Annotated in this window: 24 protein-coding genes and 1 tRNA gene; 7 read left to right on the top strand and 18 right to left on the bottom strand. The window is 54.6% G+C overall.

The window, feature by feature from the left end; genetic code table 11:
• The first annotated feature begins 35 nt into the window (after positions 1–35).
• The 4 genes from cutA to AC2CGQ_RS16535 all read left to right on the top strand — a co-directional run bounded on the left by cutA (position 36) and on the right by AC2CGQ_RS16535 (position 2904).
• Positions 36–359: a divalent cation tolerance protein CutA gene (gene cutA, locus AC2CGQ_RS16550; protein WP_021504953.1), complete on the top strand. Its 324-nt coding sequence runs from the start codon at positions 36–38 to the stop codon at positions 357–359.
• Entirely contained in the window at positions 335–2053 is a 1719-nt protein-coding gene (locus tag AC2CGQ_RS16545) for a protein-disulfide reductase DsbD (RefSeq protein WP_049242679.1), read from the top strand. The genes cutA and AC2CGQ_RS16545 overlap by 25 nt, the downstream gene beginning before the upstream one ends.
• A gap of 39 nt (positions 2054–2092) precedes the next feature.
• Positions 2093–2668 carry a division control transcriptional repressor DicD gene (dicD, locus tag AC2CGQ_RS16540; RefSeq protein WP_016929381.1) on the top strand — a complete coding sequence of 192 codons (576 nt, stop codon included), beginning with the start codon at positions 2093–2095 and terminating at the stop codon, positions 2666–2668.
• A 160-nt stretch (positions 2669–2828) separates the two neighbouring features.
• Positions 2829–2904, top strand: a tRNA-Phe gene (locus AC2CGQ_RS16535).
• Between the two features lie 393 nt (positions 2905–3297).
• Here the strand turns inward: AC2CGQ_RS16535 and AC2CGQ_RS16530 are convergent.
• The 5 genes from AC2CGQ_RS16530 to AC2CGQ_RS16510 all read right to left on the bottom strand — a co-directional run bounded on the left by AC2CGQ_RS16530 (position 3298) and on the right by AC2CGQ_RS16510 (position 6979).
• The gene (locus AC2CGQ_RS16530; protein ID WP_350984556.1) at positions 3298–3720 is read right to left on the bottom strand and encodes a hypothetical protein; all 423 of its coding nucleotides are present in this window, start codon (positions 3718–3720) and stop codon (positions 3298–3300) included.
• 119 nt (positions 3721–3839) lie between these two features.
• On the bottom strand, positions 3840–4346 hold the full coding sequence (locus AC2CGQ_RS16525; protein WP_484593768.1) for a YbaK/prolyl-tRNA synthetase associated domain-containing protein: 507 nt from the start codon (positions 4344–4346) through the stop codon (positions 3840–3842).
• Positions 4347–4372: 26 nt separating this feature from the next.
• Entirely contained in the window at positions 4373–5344 is a 972-nt protein-coding gene (locus AC2CGQ_RS16520; protein ID WP_484593767.1) for a threo-3-hydroxy-L-aspartate ammonia-lyase, read from the bottom strand.
• 21 nt (positions 5345–5365) lie between these two features.
• A complete protein-coding gene (locus AC2CGQ_RS16515) occupies positions 5366–5755 on the bottom strand; it encodes a RidA family protein (protein WP_046897895.1) in 390 nt (129 codons plus the stop codon).
• Positions 5756–5809: 54 nt separating this feature from the next.
• Positions 5810–6979 carry a cation:dicarboxylate symporter family transporter gene (locus tag AC2CGQ_RS16510; protein ID WP_484593766.1) on the bottom strand — a complete coding sequence of 390 codons (1170 nt, stop codon included), beginning with the start codon at positions 6977–6979 and terminating at the stop codon, positions 5810–5812.
• Between the two features lie 395 nt (positions 6980–7374).
• Here AC2CGQ_RS16510 and AC2CGQ_RS16505 point away from each other — a divergent pair, with 395 nt between their 5' ends.
• Positions 7375–8001, top strand: coding sequence for a helix-turn-helix transcriptional regulator (locus AC2CGQ_RS16505; RefSeq protein ID WP_015376368.1), 627 nt, complete (start codon positions 7375–7377; stop codon positions 7999–8001).
• 3 nt (positions 8002–8004) lie between these two features.
• Here the strand turns inward: AC2CGQ_RS16505 and AC2CGQ_RS16500 are convergent, their stop codons facing one another.
• Entirely contained in the window at positions 8005–9333 is a 1329-nt protein-coding gene (locus AC2CGQ_RS16500; protein WP_088381163.1) for an MFS transporter, read from the bottom strand.
• A 252-nt stretch (positions 9334–9585) separates the two neighbouring features.
• Here AC2CGQ_RS16500 and AC2CGQ_RS16495 point away from each other — a divergent pair, with 252 nt between their 5' ends.
• The gene (locus tag AC2CGQ_RS16495) at positions 9586–10503 is read left to right on the top strand and encodes a LysR family transcriptional regulator (RefSeq protein WP_130054897.1); all 918 of its coding nucleotides are present in this window, start codon (positions 9586–9588) and stop codon (positions 10501–10503) included.
• 68 nt (positions 10504–10571) lie between these two features.
• Here AC2CGQ_RS16495 and AC2CGQ_RS16490 read toward each other — a convergent pair whose 3' ends face one another.
• The 12 genes from AC2CGQ_RS16490 to AC2CGQ_RS16435 all read right to left on the bottom strand — a co-directional run bounded on the left by AC2CGQ_RS16490 (position 10572) and on the right by AC2CGQ_RS16435 (position 21273).
• On the bottom strand, positions 10572–10859 hold the full coding sequence (locus AC2CGQ_RS16490) for a hypothetical protein (RefSeq protein ID WP_099981802.1): 288 nt from the start codon (positions 10857–10859) through the stop codon (positions 10572–10574).
• 508 nt (positions 10860–11367) lie between these two features.
• Entirely contained in the window at positions 11368–12249 is an 882-nt protein-coding gene (locus tag AC2CGQ_RS16485) for an MrpH family fimbial adhesin (protein WP_099981803.1), read from the bottom strand.
• A 126-nt stretch (positions 12250–12375) separates the two neighbouring features.
• Entirely contained in the window at positions 12376–12927 is a 552-nt protein-coding gene (locus tag AC2CGQ_RS16480; protein WP_076740812.1) for a helix-turn-helix transcriptional regulator, read from the bottom strand.
• 124 nt (positions 12928–13051) lie between these two features.
• Positions 13052–13576, bottom strand: coding sequence for a fimbrial protein (locus AC2CGQ_RS16475; RefSeq protein WP_076740811.1), 525 nt, complete (start codon positions 13574–13576; stop codon positions 13052–13054).
• Positions 13577–14000: 424 nt separating this feature from the next.
• Positions 14001–14813 (bottom strand): MrpH family fimbial adhesin, encoded by an 813-nt coding sequence (locus tag AC2CGQ_RS16470; protein WP_484593765.1) that lies wholly within the window; start codon positions 14811–14813, stop codon positions 14001–14003.
• Positions 14814–14969: 156 nt separating this feature from the next.
• On the bottom strand, positions 14970–15458 hold the full coding sequence (locus AC2CGQ_RS16465) for a fimbrial protein (RefSeq protein ID WP_484593764.1): 489 nt from the start codon (positions 15456–15458) through the stop codon (positions 14970–14972).
• A gap of 13 nt (positions 15459–15471) precedes the next feature.
• A complete protein-coding gene (locus tag AC2CGQ_RS16460; RefSeq protein WP_484593763.1) occupies positions 15472–15987 on the bottom strand; it encodes a fimbrial protein in 516 nt (171 codons plus the stop codon).
• Between the two features lie 13 nt (positions 15988–16000).
• Positions 16001–16663, bottom strand: a complete 663-nt coding sequence (locus AC2CGQ_RS16455; protein ID WP_015376358.1) for a fimbrial protein — start codon at positions 16661–16663, stop codon at positions 16001–16003.
• A 37-nt stretch (positions 16664–16700) separates the two neighbouring features.
• Positions 16701–17459 carry a fimbria/pilus periplasmic chaperone gene (locus AC2CGQ_RS16450; protein ID WP_015376357.1) on the bottom strand — a complete coding sequence of 253 codons (759 nt, stop codon included), beginning with the start codon at positions 17457–17459 and terminating at the stop codon, positions 16701–16703.
• Between the two features lie 43 nt (positions 17460–17502).
• Positions 17503–20034 (bottom strand): outer membrane usher protein, encoded by a 2532-nt coding sequence (locus AC2CGQ_RS16445; RefSeq protein WP_484593762.1) that lies wholly within the window; start codon positions 20032–20034, stop codon positions 17503–17505.
• A 47-nt stretch (positions 20035–20081) separates the two neighbouring features.
• Entirely contained in the window at positions 20082–20627 is a 546-nt protein-coding gene (locus AC2CGQ_RS16440; RefSeq protein WP_031300205.1) for a fimbrial protein, read from the bottom strand.
• A gap of 94 nt (positions 20628–20721) precedes the next feature.
• Positions 20722–21273, bottom strand: a complete 552-nt coding sequence (locus AC2CGQ_RS16435) for a fimbrial protein (RefSeq protein ID WP_015376354.1) — start codon at positions 21271–21273, stop codon at positions 20722–20724.
• Between the two features lie 430 nt (positions 21274–21703).
• On the opposite strand from AC2CGQ_RS16435, the gene AC2CGQ_RS16430 reads away from it, so the two are divergent.
• Positions 21704–22459 carry a winged helix-turn-helix domain-containing protein gene (locus AC2CGQ_RS16430; RefSeq protein WP_015376353.1) on the top strand — a complete coding sequence of 252 codons (756 nt, stop codon included), beginning with the start codon at positions 21704–21706 and terminating at the stop codon, positions 22457–22459.
• Positions 22460–22533: the final 74 nt, after the last annotated feature.

Raw genomic sequence — 22533 nt, 5'->3', positions numbered from 1 at the left:
TATAGTGCTCATTCGAACCGATGAGAGGGCTGAAGATGTCTGATTGCGAAGCTGTCGTCATACTCTGTACCGCACCCGATGAAGCCAGCGCCCAGGAACTGGCGGCGCGGATCCTGGGCGATAAGCTGGCGGCCTGCGCCACGCTGCTGCCCGGCGCCACCTCACTGTATTACTGGGAAGGGAAACTGGAACAGGAATACGAGGTGCAGATGCTGTTCAAAAGCGATCGCCGCCGTCAGCAGGCCCTGCTCGACACCCTGAAACAACATCACCCCTACCAGACACCCGAGCTGCTGGTATTGCCGGTGATGGCCGGAGATAAAGACTACCTGTCATGGATCAACGCTTCATTAAACTGATTTTGCTGCTGTGCAGCCTGTTCTTCCTGCCGCAGGCGGCGCAGGCTTCGCTGTTCGCACCGACGGGCGGCAGCCAGTTCGTGCCCGTCGATCGGGCCTTCGCTTTCGATTTCAAACAGCAAGGCAACCAGGTAACGCTGAACTGGCAGATCCGCCCCGGCTATTACCTGTATCGTCAGCAGATCAAACTGGTGCCCCAGCAGGCGACGCTCGGCGCCTTTACCCTGCCGGAAGGATTGAGCCACAAGGACGAGTTCTTCGGCGAAGTCGCCATCTTCAAGCAGCAGCTTAATCTGCAGGTGCCGCTGCAACAGGCGGCGGCCAACGCCAGCCTCAGCGTCACCTATCAGGGCTGCGCCGAGGCCGGCTTCTGCTATCCGCCGGAAACCCGGGTCATCCCGCTGGACGCGGTCAGCGCCGGCGCTGCCGCCCCGCTCCCGGCCGCTGCACCGGCTGAAGCGCCCGCCGCACCGGCCAGCCTGCCGTTTTCGCCGCTGTGGGCGCTGCTGATCGGCATCGGCATCGCCTTCACGCCGTGCGTGCTGCCGATGTACCCACTGATCTCCGGCATCATCCTCGGCCGCGACCGGCCGCAAAGCAGCGGCCGCATTCTGGCGCTGGCGGTGGTTTACGTGCAGGGCATGGCGCTGACCTATACCCTGCTCGGGTTGGTGGTGGCCGCCGCCGGCCTGCAGTTCCAGGCGGCGCTGCAACATCCTTATGTCTTGATCGGCCTGTCGGTGCTGTTCATCGCCCTGGCGCTGTCGATGTTCGGCCTCTATTCCCTGCAGCTGCCTTCCGCACTGCAAACCCGGCTGGCTAACTGGAGCAACACCCAGCGCGGCGGCTCGCTGACCGGCGTGTTCCTGATGGGCGCTCTGGCCGGGCTGATTTGCTCGCCCTGCACCACCGCGCCGCTCAGCGCCATCCTGCTGTATATCGCCCAGAGCGGCAATCTGTGGGCCGGCGGCGGCACGCTGTACCTGTACGCGCTGGGGATGGGCATTCCGCTGGTGATCGTCACCCTGTTCGGCAACCGCCTGCTGCCGCGCAGCGGCCCGTGGATGCAGTACGTGAAAGAGGCCTTCGGCTTCGTCATTCTGGCGCTGCCGGTGTTCCTGCTGGAGCGGGTAATCGGCGATCTGTGGGGCATGCGCCTGTGGAGCCTGCTCGGCCTGGCGTTCTTCGGCTGGGCTTTCGCCCTGAGCCTGAGAAGCGCGCGCGGCTGGGCTCGCGCCCTGCAACTGCTGCTGCTGGCGGCGGCGGTGATCGCCGCACGGCCGCTGCAGGACTGGGCTTTCGGCGCCGACCAGGCGCAGCAGGCCGCTCAGCCGCACCTGGCCTTTACCCGCATCAACAACGTCGCACAGCTCGATCTGGCGCTGCAACAGGCGCGCGGCAAGCCGGTGATGCTGGATCTGTACGCCGACTGGTGCGTAGCCTGTAAAGAGTTCGAGAAATACACCTTCAGCGATGCGGCGGTGCAGGCGAGCCTGGCCAACGCGGTGCTGCTGCAGGCGGATGTGACCGCCAACAGCGCGGAACAGGCGGCGCTGCTGAAGCATCTGCAGGTGCTGGGGCTGCCGACGATCCTGTTCTTCGATCCGGCGGGCCAGGAACTGACGGCGCAGCGGGTCACCGGTTTTATGAAGGCGGAAGCCTTCAACGCGCATTTGCAGAAAGTGATGCGATAACTGACACTGAAGATCGGAAGCGAATGGGAGGAAGCACAAGTGCAACGTGAACACGTCCTTGATACCGCGCTGGGCCTGTTGGAACAACAGGGCCTGGCGACCGCCACATTAGAGATGCTGGCGGAAAAACTCGACGTTCAGCCTGGCGATCTCAAACGGTTCTGGCCGGATCGCGAAGCGCTGCTGTACGACTGCCTGCGCTACCACGGCCAACAGATCGACACCTGGCGCCGCCAGCTGCTGCTGGACGAAAATCTGAGCCCGCAGCAAAAGCTGCTGGCGCGCTATGACGTGCTGGCGGAATACGTGCAGCAAGACCGCTATCCCGGCTGCCTGTTTATCGCCGCCTGCAGCTTCTTCCCGGAAACGGACCACCCGATCCACCAGCTGGCGGAGCAGCAAAAGCTGACCTCGCTGGAGCTGACCCGCGAATTGCTGCGTGAAATGGACGCCGACGACGCCGACATGGTGGCGCAGCAAATGGAGCTGATTCAGGAAGGTTGCCTGAGCAAACTGCTGGTAAAACGCCAGCTCCAGGACGTATCGGTCGCCAAACGGCTGGCGGAAGACATCTTGCAGGTGGCGCAGTGCCGCCGCAACGGGGCGCTGAGCTGAATCGGCAGGGTTGGCAGCGCCACCAACCCGAGGCGATAGCCACAACAGGCGCATTTTTTGCGCCCTTTGCCTGAAAAGCCAGCAACCGGACGCATTTTAGCGTCTTTCACGCATAAAGCCGTTGACGGCTTTATGCCAATACGGTTTAATGCTGCCCGTTGCCCGGATAGCTCAGTCGGTAGAGCAGGGGATTGAAAATCCCCGTGTCCTTGGTTCGATTCCGAGTCCGGGCACCATATTTAGAGAACCCAGCCTATGGCTGGGTTTTTGCTTTTCAGAGACAGGACTCTCCATCGAACTGCGTTCGATTATTCGGCCAAAGGCCTCACCCTGCGGGCCAGCGCTAAAGCGCTGTTCAACACGGCGCCAGCGCCGGTTGTCCGAGTCCGGGCACCATATTTAGAGAACCCAGCCTATGGCTGGGTTTTTCGCTTTCTGGGATACGGACTCTCCATCGAACTGCGTTCGATTATTCGGCCAAAGGCCTCACCCTGCGGGCCAGCGCTGAAGCGCTGTTCAACGCGGCGCCAGCGCCGGTTGTCCGAGTCCGGTCGCCCTATTCAGAAGAACCCGCCTATGGCGGGTTTTTCGCTTTCTGGGGGACGGACTCTCCATCGAACTGCGTTCGATTATTCGGTCTTCCGCTTCCTCGGTGGGATCAGCCCAATCAGCGCCAGTACGCAAGATTTGGCGGCTAATACCAGATTGAGATGCCCGGGGAAAGCGACGTTGATAAACCAAAAGGCCAGGAAGATCGCCAGAGAAACCGGCCAGGCGAGCACGAAGAACCGGGTGTCACATAATCGCCGGGCGCAAAACAGCAGCGTCAGCACCACCGCCAATAGCCCGACAGGAAGATACAGTATCAGCCTCAGGTAAGGGGCGATGACATCGGCGAACGATACGTTATTGATGACGGAAATCGTCAACTTCTGAAAAAATAACGTATCACGATTATAAATCTCTAAAAGATTTAGCCACGCAAAGCTGAGCCCTATCGTTAACGACATCCATACTGCGTACTCTTTGCGGGATAGGGGATTGGTGATCAAACTCAGTCTCTCGTTCAGCCAGCGGTTCCGAACAAAGGATATAGCATAACAACGCTGAACCGGCGGTAAACGGCGGTTCAGCGTTGTTGTTCAACTCGTCTGAACAGACACTCTTTTTCTCACTCCGCCATCGTCTCCGTACGCGCGAAATGAATAAACTCAGGCGCCGCAATACGCAGATAATCCTGCGCATTGAGCACCACGGAGCGTTGCAGATCGCCGGCGTTAAACGCAATTTCATCGTAACGGTCAAACAGTTCCGGGTCGGCCACCAGCCTGAGCTGCGGGTGGAAGCTGAACGGCGGGATCGCCCCCGGCACGCAGGCCGTCAGGGTCGTGATTTCCGCCGGGCTGACCAACGATGCCTTTTTACCGCCCAACTCGGCCGCCAACCGCTGCAGATCCGCCTGACGGTCCGCCGCCAGCACCGCCAAAATGTAATGCTTGGCGCCGTCGATGCGCGTTTGGCAGACCAGTGCCTTGGCGCCCTGCCCCTGTTCGGTGCCGCGCAGCGCCGCCACCGCTTCGCAGCGCCCCTCCGCCGGATGTTCTATCACCCGGAATCCGGCCTCTCCGGCGCTCAGCAGCGCCATGACCTGCTCAAATACTGTCTTGTCTGTCACCATGGTTCTCTCTCGTCACCCGCCTGTTTCTATTGACCTGCCAGCAACTCGCCGTAGCGGCGAATGTCGACGTTGCCACCGCTGATGATCACACCGACGCGTTTTCCCCGCAGCATCGATTTATGCGCGCAGGCGGCGGCGAATCCCAGGCAGCCGGTTGGCTCCACCACCATTTTCATTCGTTCGGCGAAAAAGCGCATGGCGCTAATCAGCTCATCGTCGGTCACCGTCAGAATGTCGTCAACGTCCCGGCGGATAATAGGGAAAGTATATTGGCCCAGGTGCTGCGTCTGCGCGCCATCGGCGAGGGTCTGCGGCGTCTCAATGTGAACGATGCGGCCGGTACGGAATGATTGCTGCCCGTCATTGCACGCCACAGGCTCTACGCCATAGACTCGGCAACCCGGCGACAGCCGGCGCCCGGCGAGCGCAGAACCGGCCAGCAACCCGCCGCCGCCCAGACAAACGAACAGCGCGTCCAGTTCGCCAACCTCGTCGAACAGCTCTTTAGCTGCGGTGCCCTGCCCGGCGATCACCTGCGGATGATCGTAAGGCGGGATCAGCGTTAATCCCTGTTGCTGCGCCAGATCCCGGCCGATCTGCTCGCGATCTTCATGATAACGGTTGTACTCCACCACTTTGCCGCCATAGCCGCGCGTCGCAGCCACTTTGGCCGCCGGCGCGTCGTGCGGCATGACGATCGTGGCGGGAATGTCGAGCAGCCGGGCAGCCAGCGCGATCGCCTGCGCATGATTGCCGGAAGAAAAGGCCACGACCCCGGCCTTGCGCTGCGCCGGAGAAAACTGCAGCAAAGCATTCATCGCACCGCGAAATTTAAAGGCGCCCATGCGCTGCAGGTTCTCGCATTTGAAAAATATGCTGGCGCCGAAATCGTCGTCAACCGTGCGTGAAGTCTGTACCGGCGTGCGGTGAGTATAATCATTGATGCGCGCGGCGGCGGCGGCCACGTCGTCATAAACGGGTAAAATCAAATCGGTCATAGCGTTACCTGTCAGTAAGGGTTAAAGGGCGGCCAACGCGACAGCTTCCACTTCCACGGCGGCGCCATAATGCAGTTGCGATACGCCGGCCACCGCGCGCGCAGGGCGAAACTCGCCGATCCATTCGGCATACAGCGCATTGAAGGTCGGCCACAAATCGATATCCGTCAGATAGACGCGCACCTGAACCAGCTGCGCGCGGCCGACGCCGGCCCCTGCCAGGCAGGCATCCAGATTGTCCAGCACCTGACGGACTTGCCGCGCGAAAGGTTCGTCGGCAAGACTCTCACCGGAAAAGGCGATCGGCAATTGACCAGAGATATAGACCGTCCCATTGGCCGTACAGCTGGGCGAATAATGACCGGCGGGAGGAAAGCCGCCGGCGGCGTTGTAAACCACATCATGCTTCATATTTAATCCTTGCACAGGTTCGAAAAGCCCTGCGGAAACGGCGCAGGGCGGCATTCAGACGGGTTTGCGCGCAGCCGCTTCAGGCAGCCTCGCCTGAAAACCCACACGTTCTTTCTGCCAGTAAGAAATCGCCATGGTCGCCACGCCGTTGCCGGCCACGTTGGTCAACGTACGCATGGTATCCATCAAGCGATCCACGCCGAGAATCAGCGCCAGCCCCTCCATCGGTATCTCTGGAAACATCAACAGCGAAGCGGACAGCGTGACGAAAGCGCCGCCCGTCACGCCGGCTACGCCTTTCGAGGTCAACAGAAACACCATCAATAGACCGGCCTGTTGCGCCAGGCTCAGCTCCAAACCGGCGGCCTGAGCGATAAACAGCGCCGCTAACGTCATGTAGATTGAAGAGCCGTCCAGATTCAAGGAGTAACCGGTCGGCACGACAAAACCGACGGTGGCTTTACTGCAGCCGACCGATTCAAGTTTTTTCATCAGGCCAGGCAAGGCGGCTTCCGATGAGGTGGTGGTAAAGGCGATGATCAGCTCTTCCCTGATGAGTTTTAAGAAACTGAACAGGCTAAAACGGGTCAACCAGGCCACCACGGAAAACACCACCACAATGAGGAACAGACACCCCAGATAGACCAGCCCCACCAATTTCATCACCGGCATCAGCGCGCCGATGCCGTATTTGCCCAGCATGAACGCCGCCGCGCCAAATACGCCAACGGGCGCCAGCTTGAGGATGATATTGACCACTTTGAAGGTGGCGTCGGTCAGCAGATTCACCAAATCAACCACCGGCTTGCCTTTATCGCCCATTGCGTACAGCGCATAGCCAAACAGCAGAGCCACCAACAAGATTTGCAGCATGACGCCGCCGGCCAACGCATCAACCACCGTTTTCGGGATGATGCTCATCACGAAGTCCACGCCTTGCAGGGGCTCCGCCGGTTTAAGCGCCGTGGCGGCATCGGCATGCAAGGCCAGCCCTTTGCCCGGCTCAAACAGATTGCCCATCGCCAGGCCGATCAGCAGCGCCAACGTGCTGACCACTTCGAAATAACAGACCGAGATCATGCCCAGGCGGCCAACGCCGGCACCGCGTTTAACCTGCGCAAAACCGGCTACCACGGTGAGAAACACAATCAGGCCGGCCACCATTTTGATCAGTTTGACGAAGGCCGCCGCCGATTTGCGGCCACAACAGGCCCAGCGCGCCACCGGCCGCCAGCCCTACCACCAACTGAAAGGTCAACGTGTAATAAAAAGGTTTTCGTGCAGAACCGACGACTGAAGTTGCAGACATTATTGTTCTCCATGCCCTTGCGGGCCGTTGAAGCTAGCGCTGAAAAACCCCGGTGTGTGCGATACGGCTTTTAACGCACGAACATTGTCATGCTTAAAACAAATAATCTAAAATTAGAAAATAAGTCCAGTAATGATGTTATATACCTGCGCGACGGCCAAATGCCAATCGGGAAGTGCAGAATTGGGAGCAAGATCATTTTTAGTGCCGCCAGGCGCCAGATGAAAACCGCCGTGCGCCGCACTTGTGGTATGTTCTTCATCTGGCTCGAAATGAGCCAACGCCGCCAAGAAAGTGATCGGAGTGCCCTATGCCTGAAGTGCCGGAAAACCTGTTGTTATCCCAGTTGAATGTGATTGCCGAGGGGCTGAGCGCCACCTTCGCGCCGTTTTGCGAGGTGGTGGTTCACGATCTGCAAAATCCCGAACACGCCATTTTGGCGATCCACAACAACCTGTCCGGACGAGAAGTCGGCCAAGCGGCGACGGAACTTGGCCTGGCTCGCATCGCTTCGGCGGAGTTTCCCAGCGTGATCGCCAACTACGGCAACCAGTTCGCCGATGGCCGCCCGGCGAAAAGCACCTCGATCGGCATCAAGAATGCGCAGGGCGACTACGTCGCCGCACTCTGTTTGAACGTTGATATGACGCTGTTCCGCGGCATGCAAAACGCGCTGGCGCAGTTCACGCAAACGGCGGCCGGCGCGGTGACGGAACACCTGGAGCCCAGCGGCGCGGAGGCCATCCGCAACCGTATCGATCGCTTCGCCGCACGCCACGCCACCACGCCGCGCGCGCTGAAAACGCCGGAGAGAAAGCGGTTGATTCAGGAACTGAGGGAGCAAGGCCTGCTCGAGGTGAAAAAGGCGATGGAGATTGTGGCGCAGCACCTCGGCGTTTCCCGCGCTTCGGTGTATCTCTACGCCAAGGAAGAGTGAAGTTCAGGAAACGGCCAGGCGCGGATTGACGAAAAGCAGGCAGACGGCTGCCAGCAGCGACGGCAGCGCGAAAGCCATAAAGTTTTGCTGAAGCGTCAATTCACTATCAATCAACAGACCCCCCATGAAGGGCCCCAGAATCGCGCCAATACGGCCAATGCCCAGGCCCCAGCCAAGGCCCGTCGAAGTCATGGTTCCAGGATAAAAACGGGCGACATAAGAACTCATCGCGATTTGCGTACCAATGGTGCTTGCACCTGCAATAATCAGCAGCAAATACAGGATGTACACCGGCGTCTGAGTACCCAACAACACTAAAGTGGCGGCGCCCAGCAAAAAATACCCAATAAGAATACGTCTTCCATTCATTCGGTCCATCAGCCAGCAACTGCTCAACGCCCCGACAATGGTGCCCAGATGCAGCGCAAACAGGAACGACAGGCTGGAGCCTAATGGATAGCCAGCCTGCAACATCAACTTAGGCAACCAGGAGGTCATGCCGTAGATGACAAACAGCGACATGAAGAAAACCAGCCAGAACATCAACGTACTTAAGCCTCTGCGTTCAGCGAACAGATCCTTCAGGGTCGCCTTTCCCGCTTTTATACCTGCCGAGGAAGAGCTGATAAACTTCGTACCGGGTTGATGGATATAGTCTGGCGCAATCTTTTCCAAAAGGCGTTTTAAACGGTCATGCTGTTCGGTTTTCACTAAAAATGCCGCCGATTCGGGCAGGTGGCTTAACATCCATGGCAAAACAATGAGTGGCAAAGCGGCAATATAAAATATAGATTGCCACCCCGCGACCGGGATCAAATAAATGCCTGACAGCGCCGCGAGCATGCCGCCGATGGAATAACCACTAAACATCAGCCCAACCATCAGGCTCCGCTTACTTTTAGGTGAATATTCGCTGGTGAGGGCCGTAACGCTGGGCATAACGCCTCCCAGCCCCATGCCGGCGATAAAACGACACCAGCCGAATTGGCCAGCATTAACGCTAAAGCCGCAAAGAAAAGTAAATAGGCTAAAGGTGATAATACACAAACTAATGGTTTTCTTCCTGCCTATTTTATCTGAGAGCGGACCCAATAAAATCGCGCCGAGCATCATGCCTACTAAGGTATAACTGCCCAGCAGGCCCGCCTGAGCCGCAGTGATGCCCCAGTTTGCCATGAGTTCAGGAAGGACCACACCCAGTACTGCAAGATCGAAACCGTCAAAAACAATAATAAAAGCGCACCATAACACCGTGAGTCGGTGCATATTATTCAGTTTCGCATTATCTATTATTGGATTGATATCCACGACATAAATATTAGCTTGCGACATATGTCCTCCCGGAAATGAAATCGGCACCAACCATAAATATCAGAGCAAACCACCAATAATAGGTTGAGCTTATGTATTTCACTTATATAGACTAGTTGGATTTAGCTAGAAAACTTATTCTTTAATAAAAATTAAAAACCACCTATGATGAGTGGCCAATACATATTTTATTTTCATTCGCGACGATATCGCTCATGGGCGCGCTCGTCTAACACCCATTTTGCATCGTATTGATACCTTAAAGGCATAATCTTGGAGCTGCGTCATTTACGCTATTTTATCGCCGTCGCGGAAGAGCGGAATTTCAGCCGAGCGGCTGAACGGCTGCATATCAGCCAACCGCCGCTCAGCCGGCAAATTCAGCAGTTGGAGGCGAGCCTGGGGGTGAGGCTGTTTAAACGCGGCGCCCGTCCTCTGGTGCTGACCGCGGCCGGGCGCTTTCTCTATGGGCACGCACTGCAATTCCTGGCGCAAAGTCTCGAATTGAAGACCATGACCCAGCGCGTGGGGCAAGTAGAGCGCCCGCTGTCGCTCGGTTTTGTCGCCTCAACGCTCTATGACATCCTGCCGCAGCTGATTCGCCGTTTCCGCACCGCTCACCCCGAAGTGGGTCTGAACCTGCATGAAATGACCACTCTGGAACAGATTCGAGCGCTCAAGGAAGGGAAAATTGATGTAGGATTCGGCCGCATTCGCCATGAAGACATGCATATACGCCGCATTATCCTGCGAGAAGAGCCTCTGATGGCGGCCTTAGCGGCCGATCACCCGCTGGCTCGTTCGGAGGGATTAACGCTGCGCGCCCTACAGGCGGAAACGCTGATCGTTTACCCGCAAACACCGCGCCCAAGCTTTGCCGATCAGGTGCTGGCGACCTTTCGCGATCGTGTGTTAGTCCCCAGAAAAATCATGGAGGTGCGGGAACTGCAGGTCGCATTGGGGCTGGTAGCCGCTGGTGAAGGCATCGCGTTGGTTCCTCACTGCCTGCACAGCCTGAAGCGCCCGGACGTGGTCTACAACATATTGAACGAACGGCGCCTGGTTTCCCCGATCATCATGAGCACCCGACAGTTGGATGAATCTGAAGATATCAGGACACTGTTGCGGATGATTTACACTCTGTATGACGAACAAGGCATTGCCTACATCAAGCCTGAACGGCAAGATTGAGATACCTATGGCGGGCAAAACGAAGAAAAAGCCCACCATAGTCGTGGCGGGCTTAATTACATACATCCTTACTGACAAATCGAAGCGTATTTCTTCATAAACGGGCTGGCGCAAATTGACGCGTAAATGTCTTTTTGCAGTTGGCTGGCGCTAGAATCCGGCTTTTGCGAACCGCCAACGTTTACACCGGTGCCGTTGTTGCCGTTAGTGCTGCCGTTAATGCTCACGTCAACTGAAGCACCGTTGCCGCTGCCGATATTGCCATTAAGACCACCGTCGATCACCAGCTTGGCCTGAGCCAGCTGCGAACACATCAGCAGTGTGCAACCCAGTAATGCGATTTTTCTTCTCATCATGTCCTTCTCCTTGTTTATTGAATTACCCGTTTGTATTTATTTCCCTGTGCGGCAGACCCTGTACCGGTTTCCTGTTGCGGCTAATGCCCTCTTCCACCTATCGCCAATCGCCTTTTCTTCATACGCTGATCGTGTTTGAAAAACGCATATAAACTCAGAAAAAACAAAAAAATCGCCAGATAAAAAAGATCCAATTTACCATCCCTGGGTACATCTCGGCACCACACAAAATATAATATTCACTTGATAAATAGTTTTTCATAACTCATAATCCATAGCGCGTTATGAGCCAAAAAAAGCAGGACTCATTCCTGCTTATCGATAAGAAATTATTAGCAAATCCCCAGCAGACTCGCCCACTGCCGTGTAGCGGTCTAATTCAAGCTTGAAACAACAGAGAGAACTAGGGTAACAACAAATAAGCAATAGACCATCCCTAATCAAGGTTAGGAATACTCTTCCATTCAGGATACCTTCTGTAACCTAGTAAAGCATTAAGATCACTTTTTCATTGAATGGATACCACAATTGTAGCGCTCCCTTGAAAATCACCCACTTCACCAGAGTAATTAGCCAGCGTTGAGGTCAAATTAACTTTCGTACCGGCCGGCCCAGCGTCAATAAGGGCACCTTTTGAAAAGGGTCTCCCGTTGATCGTTACGATGCTACGAAAGTTACTGGCTTTACTCAGGCTAATAAAGTCAGTGGCATTCGCTTCTGTTGCGACAATACGCACCGGAAAAGTTTCATTGCACCAAACGGTAATCTGTGCCGAAGCCTGGCTGCCGTTAACTTTGTCTGGCGCAACCAATCCATGTCGAATCTCTACCTGGGGTTCGCGAATATTACACTGAGTAGGGAGCACAACAGGCGCCTCGCAAGCCGGATAGCGATCTGCATCTAAAGCGCCGCCAGGAATAGAACCTTGTATCACTGCATGGTCAGAGTATTGCAAGTAAGTACACAGTCCCCAGCCACTCGTTGAGTTAACGATATATCGAGGCGAATTCGGTCCGACCCACCCCTTTTGTTGAGCCCTCAGAGCCAATTCGCCAAGCGTCTTGCTGTCTCTAATCCAACCGTCCCCGTAGTCACCAAATACATAAACATCAGAGCCCATCCCCCCCCAAGGCAAACGATACCGCAGATGGAGCGCGCAGCTGGTACAACCGTACATAGGGTTAGGCCTGAGATCATTGGTATCCCATTGCTTAATATAAACGCTCCAGATCCCCTGAACAGCCGGCCCCTGCCCTGGTGAATTTGTGGGTATAAGCTCCACTTCTGCCGCCGTTTTCCAATCAGCTACGGCGCTGATTGGAAAAAAGAGCAAGGCTGCCACTTTCAGCGCCAATATAAATCGTAACTTAATGCTGTCCTTTAACATCATCGTGCTCCAATATCAAAAACCAACCTCCCCATGCGGTTATTAACAAGATATCTCAGATCGGTACTATTTCCCAATGCCCAACCACAAATTGAAAGAGCCGCGGATGAAAAACAGAAATGAAAAATATCAACTTTCAGTATATTCATCACCATGAAGCAATAACCAATAAATAAACTCATGATGCCGAGTTAACATTAACTTTCTCATTATCGAGCGTTTATGGCTATGAATCGTCTTGACGCTTAACCCCAGCAACCTAGCAGTATGGGATTGATCGAACCCATTACGAAGATAACCGACCACCTGCCGCTCTCTGCCGGTTAAGATTTGCCGCTTAGCGGTAGCCGGGAACGCAGAACCGGACAATGCTTCAGACAATAACTCAAACAGCTTGTTCTGATTATCTGTTCGGTACAGCACGCCAGAGATACCCCTCGCAGCTAAAACAGGCCGTTCCTTAACGGTAAGGATAAACGGTGCGCCTGAAAGATTCGCCCTGCGCCAGCGTTGCGCACGCCGCAGTGAAGAAGCAACAAGTATGTCGGTATGCCCCTCACCGTCCGGTGATAAAAAATTGACGGATTTATTGCGATTCTGCGCATACTTTTCAATACTGAGTCGAAGCCCCTCAGCAAAATAGCGATTCTCATCATCTATTACGATATTAAATGTTCCCATGCAACACCTCTTGTCGGCCAGGATAATTTTATTCCATACAGAATTGGTATTCTGCTCGGCCTGTTTTAAAGTTTTCCACCGGATATATTACGATATTTATTCTACTCGTATCGCTTACAGTCTATTATTCGTAATCAAGTAAAAATGTAGCCGTGCTGACAAATTCTCCTCTGGCTATACTCTTGTTTTTAATAGCCTCAGGTTCACCACGCACATAAGCTTTAAGCGTAATTCTATTGCTTCCTTCCTGTAGTCGCAGTTTTCCCGAAGGCTGATTCAAGGGTAATAGCTCACCTGAAACATTCTCCAAGCCAATGGCGATGCCGCTCGCACCACCGCTACTGATAGCCAGCAACCCCGGCAACGCAACGCTTTCCGTACCGCTGAAGGAAACGCTTACCGTTTCACCAAGGCTGAGATCACACTCCGTCAGCTGTAGAGAAAACGCTTTCCCCGCCGTACGCTGATTGAGATAGAGATATTTATCAATCACCGTGCCAAAATCCAGTTCGATATTTTCCTCTCCAGGGGGAATCACACAGGGCTCCGCCACCAGTTCACCACGGTAGTTAACCGCCACCGTAGGCGGGGCCCCCCAACCGGTATAGCTAATACACAGCAATGCCATCGCTAACGCTGTCTTTTTCATCCCTTTCTCCTGGTTGATATCGTATAAAAACGCTTATATCTGCGATGTGCATAATCAAGACGGAGTGATACCCTCCGTCACAGATGCCCACCACCAGTCATATATTTGTCCGATTCGCCAGGCAATTAATTAAAAAATCGGAAATATTACTACTCGTAAATGCCATTCTCAGATTTACAAGTACACTGTTGCTTCGCCACATATATCTGTTCACCAGGTCGTCACGCAGTACCGCGATGACGACGCGGCACAGGGGAGAGATATCTCGTTACCTATCGGTCTCCAAAATATTCTAGCCTATGGACACCTAACGTATTTATAGCCGCGCCTTGTGTGGCAAGGTAAGCAACACCTTTAAACTCCACTATAGAAATATTAGTGCTGCTGTTTTTTATGAAAGTCACGCTGGAAATACCCATACCGATTAAGGTAAAGAAACAATGATCGTTTTAGATCCCTGAAACACCCCAATACTGCCATCATATCCCATCAGCGTGGAACTTAAGGTCAGCGTTACCCCTTGCGGCGTTGCCTCAACGACTTTCCCTTCACCTAAATCCTTGCCATCTATTTTCAGTTCACTCCGGAACTGTTTCCCACCATTAAAGTAAACGCTGCCGACTCTGTCTGCCGACATAATTCGCACCGGATATTTGGAACTGCACGTCACATGCAGCGAGGTGCTAACAGTCTGACCATTCACCTCCTCGTCACGCAGCACGCCATGGCGCAACTCAATCTCTTTTTCCGCCAGGTCACAATAGGTGGGATCGACCACCGGCGGAACACATTGCATCCCCCCAGGAAAACGAGCAGGGCCATAAGCCCCTCCGGGGTATCTCCCCCAATAGCCAAAAAATATACATACATCTTTGGCACCAAAACCTTGCTTACTATAGAATTCCTTATTAAAGAGCGCTGACTGGGCAAAGCTTTGCGCTAGTTCCCCCATGGTCTTGCTGGTCGTGATCCCTGGGAAGCTCACTTCATTCATGGGAGACCCCGCCGTCCAATTGGTTGTTACAAAAAAGGTGACATTACATAAATAAGAACAGCCATACAGTGGATTCGGCGTGACATCACCAGTATCCCAGTAGGTTACCTTGGCAAAATACTGTTTTTCTCTGGGCGAATACCGCACATCAGCACTCCACCCCGCCCACGCGCCTGAGGTATATAAGAGCAGTAATATAAAAAAACTTCTCACTAAATTTAATCTGGCTAATGTATTAACCACGATATTGATTCCCGTTTCACTGAACCTATTAAGAACATAGGTAAATGGGACCGCTACTGTAGATATCAATTTCAGGAAACTATAAAAACGCCGGCATAAACATCTTGTTCTCTTTCTCGTCATTTACCCTCGCGCAGTTAGTTAACAGCCGTGAGTTCAATCATATTTAAGAAGAAACGATGCGGAGGCATTGAACGCACCTGGCACCAGCTCTGTATTCACTTTACGGACAGGCACCACCTGGAAATTAATGTCCATATCAGCCAGGCCGTTAATCATACCGCCGACGCCAAGATCAACAAAAGCGCCATTTTTTTGCCACTGCGCCTTAATCCCCAACCCCTTGACGTTAGTGGCCAACGCCGCCGTATCAAAACTACTGGGTTGACCGACATAGTAAATCTTATAGGCAACATCGAATTCCGCCGGGCAACTCACCTTCACCGAAAACGACTTCTTGTAACGCTCCCCATCGATTTTATTAACGCCCACCGTTTCAAAATCCACGTTTATCGGTTGCCCATCATTGAGCTCACAGGGCACATCCTCGCGTAGCGTCCCTTTGAAACTCATGTTTTCCACTGCTATCCCCTCTCGAGCAGTGATACCCAATAGGATGAGGCAAACTATGCCAAGCTTTTTCATCGTTGCCTCTCCTCTATTGATAGGCTAGCAGCAGGGTGGCGCCGGCAGTAAAGTCACCGCCGGGCAGCTTCGCATTCGCTCTTTTTACCGGAACAGCCTCTAATGGCGGAGCCTGACTACCCGAGTAGGTGAACTTCAGCCAGCTATTAATGGGCAATGGCTTCCCATCAGAACGAAATGCCACCCCGAAGTCGCTGATATTAGTCCGCAGCGCGGAAGCATCGAACACGGTCGCACCGCCTTGGATTTTCATCTGCATGGCATTGGACTTAATGCCCGAACATTTCAGCGTATAATCAACCGATTTCTTATAATTGTTGCCATCCACCTTGACCGTCAGGATCTCGCCGAAGTCCACTTCGATGGTTTTATTGTCGTTAATCACGCAAGACGGTGTTTCCAGTACGGTGACGCTGACCGTTACAGTGGTCGCCGCATTGGCCAATGGTGACATTCCCACACAGAGAAGACACATCGCCGCATTGCGCCAAAGGCTGCAACTACCGGCCGGGTTGAATATGTGCGCCATACTTCTCAACTCCTTAGTCATAGCTCAGGCTAAAATCCACCGTGGCACGATAGGCTCCGGCCGCCAGACGGGCCGCCGTGCGTTCCGGCGCCACGCTATAGCTCAAGGTATTCTGCCCCGGCGTCAGCAGCAGCGGTTCCCCGCGGCTGCCCAGCCGCACATCCTGTCCACGGCTGTCGGTAAGACGCAATCCCAACCCGGCAACGCCCTGAGCCCTGACCAGCTGCGGATTATCCGCATCCTGCCCGGCGCGGAAAGTGACCGTTACCGCCGGTTGATCATTGGCCCAGGTTAAGGCGCCGGTGCGTGAATCCCGGCTGCCGGCCGGGCTGCGCAGGCAGTCTCTCAGCCGTAACTCAAAGGCTACCGGCACGCCGCGGTCACCAATATTCTGCAGGCGCCCGGTGCCGATCTCCCCCAGGCTGATAACCTGCCACGCGCTTTCCATCTCCAGCCGACAGGCGCTCTCCGTCAGCGCGCCGCGCACCTGCAGCACGCCATTGGCGCCGTCGGTGTACCAGTTATCCGCCACCTGCCCTTGCGCAGCCGGCATCAGCCACAGCATCGCCCCGAGGGTGAGGGGCACCATCAGCGCCAGCCCGCCCAAGGTGCCGTAATACCGACAGTCGTGACGCTTCGGCAGGTGTTTTCTCAGTTTCTCGCTCATCCATTGCATCTTTATTCCTCCCGATGACCCGCCACAGCCGGTGGTGTTACGACTTGCTCTTTTCCGGCACGACCTGGCAGGCGCTGCCGCTGCAGTTAAATGTCAGCTGCGGGCGACCGCCGTAGTCGTTGATATAGGTCAACACCGGGCCGTTACCCAAAGCGCTGGCGTTGACGCCGAGCGGCGCACTGCTCTTCGGCGGCACCATCAACGGCTCGAAACCTTGCACGCCAGCCACGCCTTTCCTGGCCCCTGCGTCCACCAAAGTGACGTAATAAGGCGTCGGGTTATTCACCACATACTTGTCGCCCTGCTTGCTCAGCGTCAGTTGCTCTTGCCATGGCGCGGCATTCTGCTGCGGTGCAATCGCCGCCGGGCGATAGAACAGCTTGATGCGCGTCTGCAGCGCAATCTGCAGCGTGTTCGGCTTGTCGCTCTTCGGCGGGATCTCACGCAGGTTGAAGTAGTAGAGCGACTCCCTGTCCTGCGGCAGCTGTTTGGTCGCCGGCAGCGCCTGGATCTTCACCTGGCTCGGCTTGCCCGGCTCCACGCGCTGCACCGGCGGCAACACGGCCAGAGGGCTCTGAATCTTGTTGCCCTTTTCGTCCTCCAGCCAGCCCTGCGCCAGGTACGGCAACTGCTTGTTCTGGTTGCTGATGTTCAGGCTGACGGACTTTTCGCTGCCGTCGAAGATCACCCGGGTGCGATCCAGCGCGATAGCGGCCTGCGCCTGCGGCGCCAGCAGCGCGGCCAACAGCGCGGCGGTCAGCAATTGATGTTTGCTCATGGTAAAGTTCTTTTTCATACGTTTATCACTCTTACAGATTCAAATAGGGTGTTCGCGTTCATTACGCCTCTGGCTCATTGGCCGGCAGCGCCCGGCACGGCAGCAGCAGGTTGCTCATCATGTCAGCCGGCAACGCTTGCGGCAGGCTGATGGCGCACTGCGCCGCGCCGTTCCAGTGCACGGTCATGCTTTCACCTGGCCGGATGCCGCTCAGGTAGACGCTGCCGCCGTCGTTCACAATCCCTGTATCCTGTTTGCTGGCGTTCATCACCGTGGCGCCGAACGGCGGCGTGCTGCCGTCCGCCAGCCGGATAACCGCCATCGCCTTCTCCCCGGCGATCACATCAAACTTGCGATAGCCGATTGCCCCTTCGGTCAGGGTGGCCTGCACCACCGATTTGGTAGCCTCGGCGTTTTCTCCCAGCTTGTTCAGATCGATGCTGGCCTTGTTGCGGTAGTAACTGTTAACGTCTGTCACCACCGCCTTGCCCCAGCGGTTGGTATCTACGGTGCTGCCGTAACCACGCACCGGCACCCCGGCCACGCCGCCGGTATCCAGCAGCAGCCGGGTACTGCCCGGCATGCCGATGCGGTGCAGCGCTCCGCCTTCTGCCGTTAAGGTCGCACCGCCCTGCGCGCTGAAGCCCAGCGCGCTGTAGCTGCCCTGCTGATAGCTGGCGTTGGCACTCAACTGGGCCATATCGCCCTGACGATTGTAATAGCCGCTGAAGCTGGCGCCGTTTCTGGCGCTACCGATGTTCAGCTGATAGTTGTTGTGCTCATCCAGCCGGTCGTAATACCCCACCCGTTGGCTATTATCGTGACGGTTTACCGTCGCGCTGTAGCTCAGGTTGGCGCTCTGTCCCCACGGCAGCGACAGCGACAGGTACATGCCGTCGTCGTTGGTGTTTTCGTACTTGTTGCGGTAACCGGTCAACGACAGGCTCAGGTTACGGAAGCGGCCGATATCGAAATAGCGCGACAGCGTCAGGTTGTAACGATCATTAGCCGGCCGATCCCAATAGGTCTGGTGGTCATAGTTCAGGTACAGGCTCAGGCCGATATCCCGGAACTGCTGGTTAAAGGTGATGGTGTACATCTCCTTGTTGTTGCCCACCCGGCCGCCGTAGTAGCGCGCGTCCAGATACTCGCTCATGCTCATAAAGTCCTGCTCCGAGAAGCGGTAGCCGGCGAAGGTCACCTGGCTGTCGGTCTCGTCGAAGGTCTTCGAATAGCTCAGGCGGTATGAACCGCCGCTCAGCGTACCGTCCTGCTGCGGCAACCGCGCCCGCGACTGGGTGGCGTCGAACGACAGCGCGCCCAGCGCCATCAGATCGCGGCCGATACCCAACGAAGCCGCGTTGTAGTCGCCGCCGAACAGGCCGCCGCCGTACAGCGACCAACCGTTGCTCACCCCCCAGGAAAACTCGCCGGTGCCGAACAGCGGCCCATTGCTGCGATGCTGCCAGTCTGAAGGTTTGCCCGCCGCCATTTTGAAGCGCCAGGAACCGGGGCGCGTCAGGTATGGAATGCTGGCGGTGTTCATCTTGAACGCCTGCACGCTGCCGTCTTGCTCCTCCACCCGCACGTCCAACTCACCGGAGACCGCCTCGCTGATATCCTGGATGCGGAACGGCCCCGCCGCCACCTGAGTCTCATAAATCACCCGCCCCTGCTGGCTGATGGTGACTTTGGCGTTGGTTTTCGCCACCCCGACCACTTCCGGGGCATAGCCGCGCAGGTTCGGCGGCAACATGTTGTCGTCAGACACCAGGCTAACGCCGGTGAAACGGAAGCTGTCGAACAGGCCGGAGTTGAGGTAGTCCTCACCCAGCGTCAAGCGCGAGCGCAGCGCAGAAACGGCCCGATAGGCATAGTAACGGCTCCAGTCCAGCCGCTGATCGGTACCCTGGCCGCTGCCGGTTTGGTGATTGAGCTGCCCCTGCCAGTCAGCGCGCAATCGCCAGGCACCGACGTTGGCGCCGGCGGTACCGTTGCCGCTCAGGCTGTTACTCTGCCCACCGCTCCGCTCCTGGCGCTGAGTCTGGCCGTTAACGTTATAGTCAAACAGCAGGCCCGGAATGCCCTCATCCCAGCGCGACGGCGGATCCCAGTCAGGCGAGGAATATTCCAGATAAGCCTGCGGAATGCTCAAATACAGTGCCGCCGTGGCTAAATCGCCGCGCGCCTCCATGCCCTTCAGGCTGGCGATATCCAGACACTCGTCCTGATGCCACCAACGCAGTCCTTTCGACGCATCCGGTTTCAGCCCCAGCTGTTCCACCAGCGCCGGTGAAATACAGGCCTGGCTGCCCTGAGCATCGTCATCCGGCGGATAAAAACTGACGCTCTGTTCCGGCAATTCATTGTTATTAAGATGAATCACCATGGCATAGGCGCCCGGCATGATATAGCCGCTGCGTGAAAACTGGCTCAGGTCGATATTTTTTCTATCGTTCACGTCCAAAATATCGGTATTAAACTGAATGCCATCCTCGGCTTCTGCCTTTGGCGTTAAATGCGCTAACGCCAGAAATATACCGATACTTAGCGCATGAGGACGAAACAGCTTCCATGCAGGAGAAAAAAACATATCCACGACCCTGTTTATTTAATAGTATTTATCGGCAGAGCTCAGCCTCAGTAATAGTCCATTTTAAAACGCACCGCAGAATAATACTCTCCTGCCTGCAGTGGCTGATTATTAGCGACCAGCCGCATTTGGTAGTTAAGCAGCATTCTTTCCGGCAATACTTCTCGAATGGGCAATGGGTTTCCTGGGTGGGCAATATTTCCTTCTGCATCGACGATTTGCAATCCGATGCCTTTTGCCCCACCATGCATCTCAAATAACTCCCCGTCGGCATCCCCGTCAAAAGTCACCCGAAAACCACTCCAGTCTGGCAAATTACTCTCAGCCCGAGATAAAACACAGTTAATTAGCTCAATGGAGAAATAACTAGCTCCCCCGCTGCCGTCACGAATAATATCTGCAACCGGTGTGACATCCATATCGATTAACTGTTCCCGACTGCCGGCGGCAATAGCGCAGGCGGTATTGATAATGGCTCCTTGCATATTGACCTGTCCCCATCCTTGACTGGGGCGAGCGGCCTGAACGTTATCCGCGATTAACATTAAGGACAATAGGCAGGGAAGCATTAATTTTGCAGGAAAATAACTCATTGAATGCTCCCTATTCACAGAATTTCCACCGCTCGAATCCCGGGAAAAGCATGCGGGCAAGCCCGCATGCTGCATTATCACTGCACAACCGGACTTACTGGTAAGCCAAGGTGAAGTCAGCCACGGACTGGAAGTCACCCGGGGTGATAACAGCGTTAGAAGCCTTGTTACCCTGCAGGTAAGCGGAGAAGCTCAGGGTGTTATTGCCATTGCCCAGCGTTTGCGCTGAAGAAGCTTTACCCAGCTCGATCACCTTGCCGGAACCGTCGGTGATGGCGATGCCAGCGCCTTTAGCAGTACCGGTAATGCCCAGCAGCTTAGCGTCCTCTACTGAAGCTGCACCGGTGAAGGTGATAGCTACAGCATTATTCTTGCCAACGCCATTTGCATCACCAGCGTTCAGCTCGCAGTTTTCCAGCTTAATCTGGAAGTTTTTCGGCGTAGACTGGCCGCCGTTTTTCAGCGCCACGTTGGAAACCTGGCCCAGGTTAACGGTCTGGTCTACGGTTTCCGGGGTAATTGAGCAAGGTGCGTCAATGATCGCGCCTTTAAAGGTTACGGTGCCGTGGCCCTGGTCTTTTGCGTGAGCCACAGACGCTACGCCGAAAGCCAATACTGCTGCCATCATGATTTTATTCAGTTTCATATTAAATCCCTTACATTCCTTAGTAAGAAAGAGGTACTCATTGACGTCAATTAGATCAACAATTCACTCTTGATGTTTAACGCGCCGCTTTATTATCGAGCGCAGATTCTTTCGCTGATACCTGCCTTTCAGCGTTCCGTATCAGTGGCAACAAATTTACCCCGCCCAGATCAAAAATAAAACGTTATGTCGCAAAAAGACAAAAACACAGGATTTAAATATGAAAAATACACATTAAATAGATTTAAATACCAAAAAATAGAAATTAAATGACCTTATTTATTTTTTAATACTTATACACTTAGACCCGGATTAATATAATTATATGAATAGAGGGAAAAATCCTATTGACCATTAATGCGAAGGATTGAAAAAACAGCACGCAGGTCTCAGAATCATCTCTCGACAGGTAAGTTGACAGGTTGAAAAAATGATCTTCCATATAAATAACAACGTTCTCTATGATGAAGATGAGAACACATTGTCGCATATTGATAATGCGGCAACTAAAATAGTCTTACTTAGACCCAGCGCCAGGCTGTTATCACTGTTCATCCGTAACAATAATGTGTTATTAATGCGTGAAAGGCTGCTTAATGATGTCTGGGTTGAGCATGGTCTTAAGGCCTCGAACAACAATCTGAATAATTATGTATCAGGGTTACGCAAATCGCTGGCGCAGTTCGGCGAAGAGGCGCTTATTGTCACCTATCCGCGTCAGGGGTTTAAGTTCACCGCAGATATCATTCATGAAGTAAATAACAATGAGGAGGTAAAAAAACCGGAAAACAATCCAGAGGGAGATAATGAGGTCAGTAAACTAACCAATAAAGAAGTGCTGCATAATGGCACCAATAGCCCATTCAGGCGTCTTCTGCTGGCATTTTTAGCCTGCCTGGTGCCGTTTGCCGCTATCGTGCTTTATCAAAACGCCACCCGTATCAGCATGTATCCTTTAGGTGACTACGATCGCTGCCAAATATACAGCATGAATTCGGGGAGCGGCCACTTATCCGAAATCAAGCGATTTATCCAGCGCGCTGGTTTTAATTGTAGAAGTAAAGCTGACGTGTATTACTATGATAACATTCGCGATGAGGCTTCGCAGAAAGGCAAAGAGCTGTTAACCTTCTGCCCGCGAGAAAAAAGCAGCCCGTGTATCTACAATTATATCGACAAAGAATAGCATTGATATTGCAAGATGTTACCTCACCAGGCCATCTCACTCTCAGGATCCCCTTGTCCTAACCAAGGGGATTC

It is taken from the genome of Serratia sp. DFXYC6, from assembly GCF_057196085.1.
This window is presented reverse-complemented; position numbering and strand designations above follow the sequence as displayed.

Excerpts from the sequence above, each read along its gene's own strand:
- AC2CGQ_RS16475 (WP_076740811.1), bottom strand. The coding sequence starts at position 13,576 with ATGAAAAAGACAGCGTTAGCGATGGCATTGCTGTGTATTAGCTATACC.
- AC2CGQ_RS16525 (WP_484593768.1), bottom strand. The coding sequence starts at position 4,346 with ATGGTGACAGACAAGACAGTATTTGAGCAGGTCATGGCGCTGCTGAGC.
- AC2CGQ_RS16480 (WP_076740812.1), bottom strand. The coding sequence starts at position 12,927 with ATGGGAACATTTAATATCGTAATAGATGATGAGAATCGCTATTTTGCT.
- AC2CGQ_RS16505 (WP_015376368.1), top strand. The coding sequence starts at position 7,375 with ATGCCTGAAGTGCCGGAAAACCTGTTGTTATCCCAGTTGAATGTGATT.
- AC2CGQ_RS16440 (WP_031300205.1), bottom strand. The coding sequence starts at position 20,627 with ATGAGTTATTTTCCTGCAAAATTAATGCTTCCCTGCCTATTGTCCTTA.
- AC2CGQ_RS16430 (WP_015376353.1), top strand. The coding sequence starts at position 21,704 with ATGATCTTCCATATAAATAACAACGTTCTCTATGATGAAGATGAGAAC.
- AC2CGQ_RS16445 (WP_484593762.1), bottom strand. The coding sequence starts at position 20,034 with ATGTTTTTTTCTCCTGCATGGAAGCTGTTTCGTCCTCATGCGCTAAGT.
- AC2CGQ_RS16490 (WP_099981802.1), bottom strand. The coding sequence starts at position 10,859 with ATGATGAGAAGAAAAATCGCATTACTGGGTTGCACACTGCTGATGTGT.
- AC2CGQ_RS16485 (WP_099981803.1), bottom strand. The coding sequence starts at position 12,249 with ATGATGTTAAAGGACAGCATTAAGTTACGATTTATATTGGCGCTGAAA.
- AC2CGQ_RS16465 (WP_484593764.1), bottom strand. The coding sequence starts at position 15,458 with ATGAAAAAGCTTGGCATAGTTTGCCTCATCCTATTGGGTATCACTGCT.
- cutA (WP_021504953.1), top strand. The coding sequence starts at position 36 with ATGTCTGATTGCGAAGCTGTCGTCATACTCTGTACCGCACCCGATGAA.
- AC2CGQ_RS16460 (WP_484593763.1), bottom strand. The coding sequence starts at position 15,987 with ATGGCGCACATATTCAACCCGGCCGGTAGTTGCAGCCTTTGGCGCAAT.
- AC2CGQ_RS16545 (WP_049242679.1), top strand. The coding sequence starts at position 335 with ATGGATCAACGCTTCATTAAACTGATTTTGCTGCTGTGCAGCCTGTTC.
- AC2CGQ_RS16435 (WP_015376354.1), bottom strand. The coding sequence starts at position 21,273 with ATGAAACTGAATAAAATCATGATGGCAGCAGTATTGGCTTTCGGCGTA.
- AC2CGQ_RS16455 (WP_015376358.1), bottom strand. The coding sequence starts at position 16,663 with ATGCAATGGATGAGCGAGAAACTGAGAAAACACCTGCCGAAGCGTCAC.
- AC2CGQ_RS16515 (WP_046897895.1), bottom strand. The coding sequence starts at position 5,755 with ATGAAGCATGATGTGGTTTACAACGCCGCCGGCGGCTTTCCTCCCGCC.
- AC2CGQ_RS16500 (WP_088381163.1), bottom strand. The coding sequence starts at position 9,333 with ATGTCGCAAGCTAATATTTATGTCGTGGATATCAATCCAATAATAGAT.
- AC2CGQ_RS16520 (WP_484593767.1), bottom strand. The coding sequence starts at position 5,344 with ATGACCGATTTGATTTTACCCGTTTATGACGACGTGGCCGCCGCCGCC.
- AC2CGQ_RS16450 (WP_015376357.1), bottom strand. The coding sequence starts at position 17,459 with ATGAAAAAGAACTTTACCATGAGCAAACATCAATTGCTGACCGCCGCG.